Source organism: Stenotrophomonas sp. HMWF003 (assembly GCF_003061285.1).
Classification (GTDB): Bacteria; Pseudomonadota; Gammaproteobacteria; order Xanthomonadales; family Xanthomonadaceae; genus Stenotrophomonas; species Stenotrophomonas maltophilia_AP.
In genome coordinates this window covers 1-9,885 of sequence record NZ_QAIW01000467.1, presented here as the reverse complement: position 1 = coordinate 9,885, position 9,885 = coordinate 1, and the positions used below count along the sequence as shown (strand labels likewise).

The following is a 9,885-nucleotide window of genomic DNA, read 5'->3' as shown; positions in this document are numbered from 1 at the left end:
CCCGCCAGAGCCTGCATGACGCGCACGCCGCACTGTTGGACGTCGGCCTGGCCTGCACCCTCGACCGCCGCCCGCGGCTGGCCGCGCCCACGCCTGCGCTGGAAGAAGCCCGCGCGGTCATCAGCGCCGCCTGCGACGCAGCCGGCCTCCCGTTCCAGACCCCGCACCCCGCGTAGCGCCGGGCTCTGCCCGGCTGCTTTTCGCCCGGCACCGGGCAGCCACCCACGGGGTGGCTCTACCGATACCGAAGCCCCCGCGTAGCGCCGGGCTCTGCCCGGCTGCTCTTCGCCCGGCATCGCGCAGCCACCCATGGGGTGGCTCTACCGATGCCGAACCCCCCGCGTAGCGCCGGGCTCTGCCCGGCTGCTCTTCGCGCGGCACCACGCAGCCACCCACGGGGTGGCTCTACCGATGCCGAACACCCCGCGTAGCGCCGGGCTCTGCCCGGCTGCTCTTCGCCCGGCACCGGGCAGCCACCCATGGGGTGGCTCTACCCGGGCAGCGCGCGCTGTACCAGGGCCCGGTCGCGTTCACCACGGCGCAGGATGGCGCGGCGCTGCAGCGCGTCGTGCAGCCTGGGGTCGTCGGCCGCCAGGCCATTGCGCTGGGCGATGTACAGCACCGTCTGCAGCGGCCAGGCGTAGAACGCGCTGTGCGCTACCACGTCATCGATCAGCGCCACCGGCACCGTGCGCCAGGCCAACGCGCGCGTCAGGGCGGCATCGGCCAGGCGGTCGACCAGCTGCTGGGCCAGCGCATCGGCATTGTGGGTGCCAGCCCGCACGATCACGCCACTGTGGCCGGCAAAGCCGGGCATGCCGCCGGCAGTCGACATCACCGCCATCAGCATGTCCGGGTTGGGCAACGCCGAAGCCGTGCCGTCGGCCCAGGTCCTGCAGAACGCCACTGCCGTCGGGCAGTGCACGGTCAACGTGGCGGCCCAGCCACCTGCCGCACGCAGCGGGTACAGCCCGGCGCTGGCCAGTTCGGTCTTCCCCTCACGTACCACCCAGTCCAGCCCGCGCGTACGCACGCCGGCGTGGGTGGCAGCAACGGCAGCCAGGCGTGCGCGCACCCGGCGTTCCACGGCACGCTTGTAAGTGGCATCGATGTCCATCGCCACAGCCTGCTGCACCCGCGTGCGCACTGTCCAGCCGGTACACCGCCGCAGCGCAGTTACGCCGCGCGCGGCGCCATCTTCCACAGCAACGCGCGGAACGGCGCCAGCAGGAACACGCCGATGGTCAGCTTCACCGCCAGGTCGCCCGCGGCCCAGCTCACCCACGGCAAGCTGGAGCCGGCAAAGGCGATGCTCCAGAAGATCGTCGTGTCCAGCGTGGCGCTGCAGGTGGTGGCCACCATCGGCGCGCGCCACCAGTGCCCGCGGCGCAGCCGGTCGAACACGGTGATGTCCAGCAGCTGCGCGGCAATGAACGCCAGGCACGAGGCTACCGCGATGCGCGGCGTGGCGATCCAGATCGACAGCACCACCGCCAGCGCGAACCCGGCCCACGCCACCTTGCGCGCCGCCTGCGGCCCGAAGCGCCGGTTGATCAGGTTGCTCACCAGGAACGCCACCGGGTAGCTGAAGGCGCCCCAGGTCAGCCAGTCGTTGATCGGGTACTGCACCAGCACGTTGCTGCCCAGCACCACCGCGCCCATGGCCAGCACCGCCAGCAACAGCGCGCGCGGGGTCAACGGGGCAAAGGTGATCGAAGGACGCACAGACATGGCGCACCGGGGAAGTCAGGGAAGCGGCGGATTATCCGGGCTTGGGCGGCGCAGGGCCACCCCGGGCCGGTTCATCTAGAAGCGTTCGCTCATGCTGGTGGCCGCCGCCGTGGTGGTCGGCAGGAACGCCAGTGCCGCGCCGCCGGCATTGGCCACCGTCCAGCCAGCCCCGGCCGGGGTCGGCTTGAAATCCAGCACGTCGCCTACTTTCACGCCGGCGGCCGGGTTGTCGGCACGGGCCGGCCATTCCACCACCGCCAGCTCGTCCGGCGCCTGCGGGTTGCGCAGGTCCACGCGGTAAGCGCCATCGGGCTGCTGGGCCACGCGTTCCACGGTCAGGGGCGGCAGCGGCCCGGCCTTCTTCGCCGCGGCCCGGGCAGCGCGGTTGTGCGGCATCGAGGCGTCATGCAGTTCGCTGACCCCCAGCGCGCTCAGCCACACCGGCGCGGTGATCACCGCCAGGCTCACCACCGAGGTGGCCAGCACGCTGCTGGTCACCGGCGAGGCGCGGCTCAGGTCCTGCGCCGACGCGGGCAGGGCGGGGGCCAGCAGTGTCACCGCCAGCAGAGAAAGCGCGAATGTCTGTTTCATGCGGCAGCGCCTTACCAGCGTGTACTCGGCTGCGCCGCGTCCGGGTCGGTGGGCAGGAACGCCAGCGTGGTGCCCTGCGCGTTGGCCACGTTCCAGCCCGCGCCGCCTTCGGTGGGGGTAAAGGCCAACACGTCACCCACCGCCACGGCGGTTACCGGGCTGTCGGCCTGGGCCGGCCACTGCAGCACGGCCAGGTCATCCGGTGCCTGCGGATTCTGCAGGGCCAGCTGGATGCCGCCATCGGCGGTGTGCTCCACCTTCTCCACCGTCAGCGGCGGCAGCGGCTTGGCCTTCTTTGCCTCGGCGCGTGCGCGGCTGCGTCGGGCCGAGCCGTCGCTGGCCTTGCTCACCCCGGCCGAGACCATCCAGACCGGCGCGGTCACCACGACCACGCTCACGATCGAGGTCACGATGACGCTGCTGGCCACCGGGTGCTTGTTACCCGTCAACATCTGCGCCGAGGCGGGCACGCTGGTGGCGCACAACGCAACGGCCAGCAGCGGGGAAACAGCAAGGCGCGAAATCCGTGTCATCGGGGGGTCCTTTTCAGATACATCGACATAGGCGCGCAGTATGCCTGCACTGGCACTGCCCGCAGCTGACTCACGGCTTGGGCGCGGTAATGCCGTCCACCGCCACGTGTGCGATCGGCAGTTCCATCTGCAGCCCCTTCTGCTGCTGCACGAAGTCGAACACCGATTCCACCGTCACCACCGAATAATTGCCCGAAATGCGCTCGCCCGCGGGGTGGTCGGTAACGGCCGCATTGGGCACGAAGAAGCGCGCGCCCAAGCGCTTGGCCACGCCGATGTGCAGCGTGCTGGGCCGGTACTTGTGCTGCTTCAGCCAGTCCTGCGCCTGGGTGCGGTTGACGATGAGCGTGCCGTCTTCGTTCTGCGCCAACGCCGCCGCCAGCACTTCCAGGATCCATTGGTTGGAGTTCTGGTATTCCGTACTGAACGGATAGGCCACCACGCTGTAGCGTGCCTCGTGCAGGGCGCGCGCCTGGATGGCGGGTTGGGTCAGCATCGTCTTCAACGTCGCCCGCAGCGCCGGCGTGGGCACGCCGATGCGCAGGTCGGTATGCGCCGAGGTTTCACCGATGAAGGTGGCCACGCCTTCGCGGAACAGGTGCGAGTCGGCGGTCTTGCAGGGGTTGAGCAGGTGCACCGCGCGCCACTGGCCGTCGTCCTCGCGCAGCAGGAAGGCCACATGGCTGTGGCGCAACCCGTACTTGCTCAGATCCTGGCCGCCGCGTGCCACCAGCACCACGTCCACACCGTCCAGCGCATCCAGTGCGTCGGTGGTGGCCAGCGCCACATCGAACATCGACGCCAGCGCGGCCGGCGTGGGGTAGCGTTCCACGCACTGCGGTTCGGCGTGGGCGAGCGCGGCAGTGCCCAGCAACAGCCCACACAGCAGCGCCTGGCGCAGGCGCGTGATCATCGCAGGACGGCGGTCTTCCATGAGGCGTGTTCTCCCACGGCACGGTGCCGCCGGCGCATCATACCGGCAGCAGGCGCGCCTGTACTTCGGCGGCGATGCGCGTGGTCTCGCGCAGCGGTTCAATGCGCCCATCGGTGTGCCAGTCCAGCCAGCGCGGCTGCAACCGCCCGCGTTCGCGCAGCGCCTGTTGGAACAGCGCCAGCCGCGCCTGCGCCTGGTCGGCCAGCGCCACCGCCACCGGCATGCGCGTGGCGCAGGCCTCGGACAGCAGGTTCACCGAATCGGGCGACACCACCACGCGGTTGGCCCAACCCAGCAGGCCCGCATACGGATTGACGCCGTCGCCACCGTCGCCCCAGATCACATGCGGAACATCGGCGAAGGCACTGCGCAGCGCCCCCACCAGTGCCGGCGGCGTGCGCCGCGAGGTGGTGGCCAGCAGACTGCCACCTTCGGCACGCAGCTGTGCGGCCAACTGCTGGAACACCTGCACCATGTGCGGCTCGTGCCACGGCGCGTGCGGGGTAGGGCCACCCACCAGCAACGCAGTCCGCGGGCCGGGCAGTGCACCGAAGGCGGCAAACGCCGCGCGCCCGCACGCCAGCCAGTCATCGTTGACCGGGTTCAGGCTGCCCAGCAGGGTCAGTACGTTGCTGCCGCGCAGGCGGTCGTGTTCGGGCACCACCACCAGGTCCCAGTGCCGCGCGCTGATCCGCGGGTCCAGGATCTGCACCACCCGGGTGCCGCCCCGGCGCAGTTCGCGCAGGGCCCCGGCGGCCTGCCGGCCACAGCCGATGGCCAGCTGCGGGTGTTCGGCGGCCAGCTGTTGGAAGGCCTCGCCAAATCCGCGGGCGGCGCCCGGCAGCCAGCGCGGCGCCAGCCAGCGCCACGGCGCGCGCGGGGTCAGCACCAGCGGTTGATGCGCGCCCAGTTTCAGTGCCGACGCCAGCGCCACCGCCTGCCGCACATTGCCGGCACGGCCGTCAGTGATCGTCCAGGGCGGACTCCATCGTTTCACGTATGGCATTAATTCGTTTCAGTCAGGCTGGGTGTTGCAACTGTCACGACACTCTACACTGCCAGCCTTCGCCCCTCCCACGGTCACCCCGACCGGCCGGCAGGCGACACCCGGTTTCTCCCCCTTTTCTGGAGGCTTCATGTCCCACGTGCTCAACGATGCTGCGCTTGACCAGCTGTTCCGTACCGCCCGCACCCAGAACGCCTTCCTCGACACCCCCGTCGAAGACAGCCAGCTGCAGGCGCTGTACGAACTGCTGAAGTGGGGCCCGACCGCGGCCAACGGCAGCCCGGCGCGCTTCGTGTTCGTGAAGAGCCCCGAAGCCAAGGCCAAGCTTGCCCCGGCGCTGTCCGAAGGCAATCACGACAAGACCCTGGCCGCCCCGGTCACGGTGATCGTCGCCTTCGACGAAGACTTCCACGAAAAGCTGCCCTACCTGTTCCCGCACACCGACGCCAAGGCATGGTTCGACGGCCCGCGTGAAGCCCGCACCGAAGGGGCATTCCGCAACGGCAGCCTGCAGGGCGCCTACCTGATCCTGGCCGCCCGCGCGCTGGGTCTGGATGCCGGCCCGATGTCCGGCTTCGACAATGCCAAGGTCGACGAAGCCTTCTTCAAGGGCACCGCGATCAAGTCGAATTTCCTGGTCAACTTGGGGTACGGTGATTCTTCGGGCCTGTTCCCGCGGCTGCCCCGCCTGAGCTTCGACGAAGCAGCACGCATCGCATAAGCGTTCCCGCCAGACCCCGGCCCGTCTGAGCGGACGGGCTGTTTGCCTCACCTTCCTTCTTTTCCCTTCGTATTCGAGAGAGACCTGACATGACCATGACCCGCAAACTGCTGCTGCCGCTGGCCCTCACCCTGGCCATCGCCGCCTGCTCCAAGCCGGCCGACGAAGCTGCCGCCCCGGCGGCCGACGCTGCCCCGGCCGCTGCCGCCACCACCCCGGCTGCCGATACCGCTGCTGCCCCGGCCGCCCCGGCTGCCGAAGCCATCCAGATCGCGTCGGGCACCTACAAGCTCGACCCGACCCACACCGACGTGCTGGCGCAGTGGAGCCACTTCGGCTTCTCGCACCCGACCGCGCACTTCGGCGCCGCCGAAGGCACCCTGGTGTATGACGCTGCCGACGTCACCAAGTCCACCGTGGAAGTGAAGCTGCCGCTGACCGGCCTCAACAGCTTCACCGCCAAGTTCGACGAGCACCTGAAGAGCGCGGACTTCTTCGACGCGGCCAAGTTCCCGGCGGCCTCGTTCAAGAGCACCAAGGTGGAAGCCAACGGCACCAACAAGCTCACCGTCACCGGCGACCTGACCATCAAGGACATCACCAAGCCGGTGACCCTGGATGTGACCATCAACGGCGGTGGCGAGCACCCGATGGCGAAGGTGCCGGCCGCCGGCTTCGACGCCACCACCACCATCAAGCGCAGCGATTTCGGCGTGGGCGCGTACGCCCCGAACGTGAGCGATGAAGTGAACATCCGCATCACCACCGAAGCCACCGGCGAAAAGCCGGCTGCCTGATCGGTTGCTGATGTAGGAACAGCAGAAAGCCCGCCGAAAGGCGGGCTTTTTGTTTGGGTGGGGGTGGGGATTGCGAGGGGCCTCTGTTGCTTGCGCGGACCCCACCGGGGTAGAGCCGACCGTTGGTCGGCTGCCGTTGCATGACATCGATGCGCCCATTGCCGCGACAGCCGACCAACGGTCGGCTCTACCGGGATGGCGATCACCCCGGCGATCTCGCTGCATCGCCTACACTCCCCCGCTTCACGCGCAACAGGAGCACACCCGTGCAAGACGCACACTTCTGGATGATGGAATTCTGGACCGGCCTGAGCCTGCTCGACCTGATCGGGGGCAGCCTGATCGGCACATTGGTCGGCCTGGGCCTGGGCATCGCCACCTGGTTGGCCATGCATCGCCGCCGCTGGTTCGCCCGGCGCAACCGCTGGCACCATTACACCCTGGCCACCTATGTGGTGCTGCTGCCGCTGCTGTTCGCGTTCACCGGCCTGCAGCTGGGCTTTGCGGCCGGCGCGCAGCGCGCACTGTACAAACAGATCGACCACTTCCAGCCGCACCTGCAGACCCTGGTGGCCAGCTGGATGGTGGATTTCGAACAGTCCCTCGACGATCCCGCCCTCGCCACGTTGATGCGCAGCGACGCCACCGTGCACGACGCCACCCGCCAGGTGGTGGACGCCTACCTGGCCGATCACCCATTGCCCGGGGCCAGCTACCTGCAGGGCGAAGGCACGCTCACGCGCTGGACCCGCAGCGGCATCGACCACCTGCGCAGCGCGTTGATGTCGCAATGGGTGGAAGACAGCGTGTCCAAGGAAGTGGCCAGCTACAGCGGCGTGGACAAGAAAGTCTTCCGCGAAGCGCTGGGCATGCGCATGAACGAACTGCTGCACACCAAAGGCGTCATCCGCCTGCTCAAGGCGCAGCTCACCAGCATGATGCCCGGCATCTATGTCGGCCTGCTGCTGCCACTGCTGATCATCATGGCGCTGGTACTGATCGAGGTAGGCCTGGCCAAACGGTATGGCTGGCGGCGTGTGGCGGCGGACGTAACCGACGCATCATCCAAGTCGGCGGCCATGAACGCGTGACCCAAGCCGCGTAGCGCCGGGCTCTGCCCGGCTGTTCTTCGTTCCGGCGTCATGGAAGCCGGATATACGCGGGTGGGCGCCATGAACGTCCGATACAAGCCGGGCAGAGCCCGGCTCTACGCGGTGGGTGCCCTTCAGCCCGCCGCTACCGCCGCCGCCACTTTGCCCAGCCACGCGGTGGCAAAGTCGGTCGGCAGCCGGCGTGCCGGTGCGGTCAACCCGCCGTCGCGCAGGAAGGCGTGCGTGGCCTGGGCGAAATTCTGCCGGGCAATCAACGCGGCCTGCTTCACCGTGGCCTGCTGCTTGCGCAGCTGCACGATCTGCAGGCTCGGCTTACCGGGCGCGGCAAACTTTTGGTACCGGCGCAGCTCATCGGCCACCAGGCCGATATCCGCGTTGGCCTGCACCAGCGCCGTCAGCACCTGTGCCAGCGGCACCATCGCCGCCCGCAGCGGCGCCACGTTGCCGCCCACCGACGGCGCCAGCGCGGTCAGCGCGGCATCCAGGGCGGGGTCGGCGCGCTCGGCGCGGGCGATCAGGTCGGCCAGCGCCGAAGAAGAAACTGCTTGCATGGAAAAGCACCGGCCCAAAACGCGATTGTCGCATTCGCAGCCGGTGCTCGTCGCGGTCTGGCTACGCCAGCCGCCTCGGCGGGGTTCCCGCCACCCCAACGCCCGCAGGCACCTACGGGCGGGCGGCGGTCATGGGTTTCCATCTGCGGTGGTCGCTCGGGCTCCGCTTGGACCAACGAAGGTCGGCCTTCCCAAACGGTCCCGGCGCCTGCGCAAGGCACCGTGGCCCGGCACTCGCACAAGGCACCGGAGAGGCAGCGCGGCTCAGTCCCCGTCGTGCTCGTCGGCGTGGGCCTTCCAGTAGCCGGTCGAACGGATCCAATCCTTGGGCACGCCCAGGTGGCCTTCGATGTACTTGCGCATCATCCGCGCCCGGCGCGACTCGGTGGCGATCCAGTAGAACGTATCGCCCTCGGGCTCCTCGAAATCGGTCAGCACGTCTTCCAGCAGCGTGCTGCTGGCCGCATCGCAGCCATTGCGCTCCAGCCACGACACCCGGATGCGGTCGTCCTCCGGCAGTTCCTGGCGGTCGCCCGACTCGGGAATTTCGATATACACATCGGCCTGCGCGCCTTCCGGCAACGTCTCCAGCCAGCGGCCAATCGCCGGCAGCGCGGTTTCATCGCCGATCAGCACGTAGGTGTCGTAGTCCGGCGCGGTCATGTGCGACCCGCGCGGGCCGCCCACCGCAATCGCGTCGCCCGGCTGCGCATTGGCGGCCCAGCTCGACGCCACGCCATGCCCATGCATGACGAAATCCAGCGCCAGCTCACCGGCCTCCAGGTCCCACCAGCGCGGGGTGTAATCGCGGGCGGGCGAGGGCTGCTGGCCTTCCGGGTAGCGCGGGCCTTCCGGGGTCATCAACGGCACCACGAACTGGCCCTCGGCATTGGGGAAGAACAGCTTCACGTGGTCGTCCGGCGAGGGCGAATCGAAGCCTTCCAGCGCCGGCCCGCCCACGATCACCCGGCGCATGCACGGGCTGATCTCTTCGGTGCGCAGCACCTGCAGCGGGCGGAACTTCACGGTATGACGCAGCAGCTTGTTTTCATGCACAGCCATGGGGAACACCTGTAATCAAATGCGCCGCAGCGCGGCGTAGGGGGAAGACCTGGCTGGCCGGGGCTGGCTGGGTCGAATACGTGGAAGCGGGGAACGGCATGCTCAGCGTCCTTGCCCGCGGATATGGGCGGCGGCGTCGCGCAGGGCCTGCGCCACGCTGCTGGCGTTGGTCTCGTTCCAGCGGCCGTGGCACAGGCCCAGCGCGGTTTTCAGCTCGCGCAGCGCGTCGCGCACGCTCGGCGGCAGGTTGGCCTTGGTGATCGTGCGCGCGCTGTCGCGCACCCGGCGCAGCGCCGCGTCCACCTCTTCGCGCTGCGCGGCCAGTTCGGCCGCCCCCAGCGCGCTCAGCTGGTAGCGCTTGCGCCCGCCGTCTTCAATGGCGCCCACCCAGCCGGCCGCCTCGAACTGCGCCAGCACCGGGTAGATCGAGCCCGCGCTGGGCGTGTACACCCGCACGAACATATCGCTGATCAGTTGGATCAACTCGTAGCCATGGCGCGGCTGCTCGCCCAGCAGCGCCAGTATCAGCAGGCGCAGGTCGCCGCGGCTGAGCGGGCGTGCGGTCAGCGGGCGGGCAGGGCGGTCGAGGTCACGCGGAGCGGTCATTTCGATATATCGAATGCGATGGCGGAACGATATATCGAAATCCCGCCCGCCGCCAGCAACGGCGCGCGCACGGCAGGCATGCGTTCAGGTGCATCCCGGCTGCGACGGTGCGTGCCCGTGGTGGAACAATTCGCGCCTCTTCAGCCGCCCATTGGCACCGCCACCAGGCCGCCACGCCGCCGCACCCGGCGGCCCGATCGCCCCGCAGCGCCCGCGCCACCTGCATCGGCTTGTCCAGCGC

Annotated in this window: 13 protein-coding genes; 3 read left to right on the top strand and 10 right to left on the bottom strand. The window is 69.3% G+C overall.

All coding sequences use genetic code 11. From position 1 onward, the window contains the following. Positions 1-490: 490 nt before the first annotated feature. The 6 genes from DBR34_RS20825 to DBR34_RS20800 all read right to left on the bottom strand — a co-directional run bounded on the left by DBR34_RS20825 (position 491) and on the right by DBR34_RS20800 (position 4,795). Complete coding sequence (locus DBR34_RS20825; protein WP_128098189.1) at positions 491-1,117, bottom strand: hypothetical protein; 627 nt, start codon at positions 1,115-1,117, stop codon at positions 491-493. 59 nt (positions 1,118-1,176) lie between these two features. After that, positions 1,177-1,731: a queuosine precursor transporter gene (locus DBR34_RS20820; protein ID WP_038690846.1), complete on the bottom strand. Its 555-nt coding sequence runs from the start codon at positions 1,729-1,731 to the stop codon at positions 1,177-1,179. A 75-nt stretch (positions 1,732-1,806) separates the two neighbouring features. Beyond that, the gene (locus DBR34_RS20815; RefSeq protein WP_128098188.1) at positions 1,807-2,322 is read right to left on the bottom strand and encodes a hypothetical protein; all 516 of its coding nucleotides are present in this window, start codon (positions 2,320-2,322) and stop codon (positions 1,807-1,809) included. An 11-nt stretch (positions 2,323-2,333) separates the two neighbouring features. Continuing rightward, on the bottom strand, positions 2,334-2,855 hold the full coding sequence (locus DBR34_RS20810) for a hypothetical protein (RefSeq protein WP_258224222.1): 522 nt from the start codon (positions 2,853-2,855) through the stop codon (positions 2,334-2,336). A gap of 70 nt (positions 2,856-2,925) precedes the next feature. After that, the gene (locus DBR34_RS20805) at positions 2,926-3,768 is read right to left on the bottom strand and encodes a DUF2145 domain-containing protein (RefSeq protein ID WP_258224221.1); all 843 of its coding nucleotides are present in this window, start codon (positions 3,766-3,768) and stop codon (positions 2,926-2,928) included. A gap of 58 nt (positions 3,769-3,826) precedes the next feature. Then, positions 3,827-4,795 carry a mitochondrial fission ELM1 family protein gene (locus DBR34_RS20800; RefSeq protein WP_128098186.1) on the bottom strand — a complete coding sequence of 323 codons (969 nt, stop codon included), beginning with the start codon at positions 4,793-4,795 and terminating at the stop codon, positions 3,827-3,829. A 130-nt stretch (positions 4,796-4,925) separates the two neighbouring features. On the opposite strand from DBR34_RS20800, the gene DBR34_RS20795 reads away from it, so the two are divergent. From DBR34_RS20795 to DBR34_RS20785, 3 genes are all read left to right on the top strand, one after another. Then, a complete protein-coding gene (locus tag DBR34_RS20795) occupies positions 4,926-5,516 on the top strand; it encodes a malonic semialdehyde reductase (protein ID WP_128098185.1) in 591 nt (196 codons plus the stop codon). An 89-nt stretch (positions 5,517-5,605) separates the two neighbouring features. Further along, the gene (locus DBR34_RS20790; RefSeq protein WP_128098184.1) at positions 5,606-6,313 is read left to right on the top strand and encodes a YceI family protein; all 708 of its coding nucleotides are present in this window, start codon (positions 5,606-5,608) and stop codon (positions 6,311-6,313) included. A gap of 266 nt (positions 6,314-6,579) precedes the next feature. Further along, positions 6,580-7,404, top strand: coding sequence for a hypothetical protein (locus tag DBR34_RS20785; protein ID WP_128098183.1), 825 nt, complete (start codon positions 6,580-6,582; stop codon positions 7,402-7,404). Between the two features lie 134 nt (positions 7,405-7,538). Here the strand turns inward: DBR34_RS20785 and DBR34_RS20780 are convergent, their stop codons facing one another. The 4 genes from DBR34_RS20780 to DBR34_RS21950 all read right to left on the bottom strand — a co-directional run. Next, on the bottom strand, positions 7,539-7,976 hold the full coding sequence (locus DBR34_RS20780) for a hypothetical protein (protein WP_128098182.1): 438 nt from the start codon (positions 7,974-7,976) through the stop codon (positions 7,539-7,541). Between the two features lie 264 nt (positions 7,977-8,240). Then, complete coding sequence (locus DBR34_RS20775) at positions 8,241-9,038, bottom strand: siderophore-interacting protein (protein WP_128098181.1); 798 nt, start codon at positions 9,036-9,038, stop codon at positions 8,241-8,243. Between the two features lie 102 nt (positions 9,039-9,140). Next, entirely contained in the window at positions 9,141-9,644 is a 504-nt protein-coding gene (locus tag DBR34_RS20770) for a PadR family transcriptional regulator (RefSeq protein ID WP_128098180.1), read from the bottom strand. Continuing rightward, a partial coding sequence (locus tag DBR34_RS21950) for a hypothetical protein (protein WP_219928356.1) occupies positions 9,628-9,885 on the bottom strand: 258 nt, incomplete at its 5' end. The genes DBR34_RS21950 and DBR34_RS20770, both read right to left, overlap by 17 nt.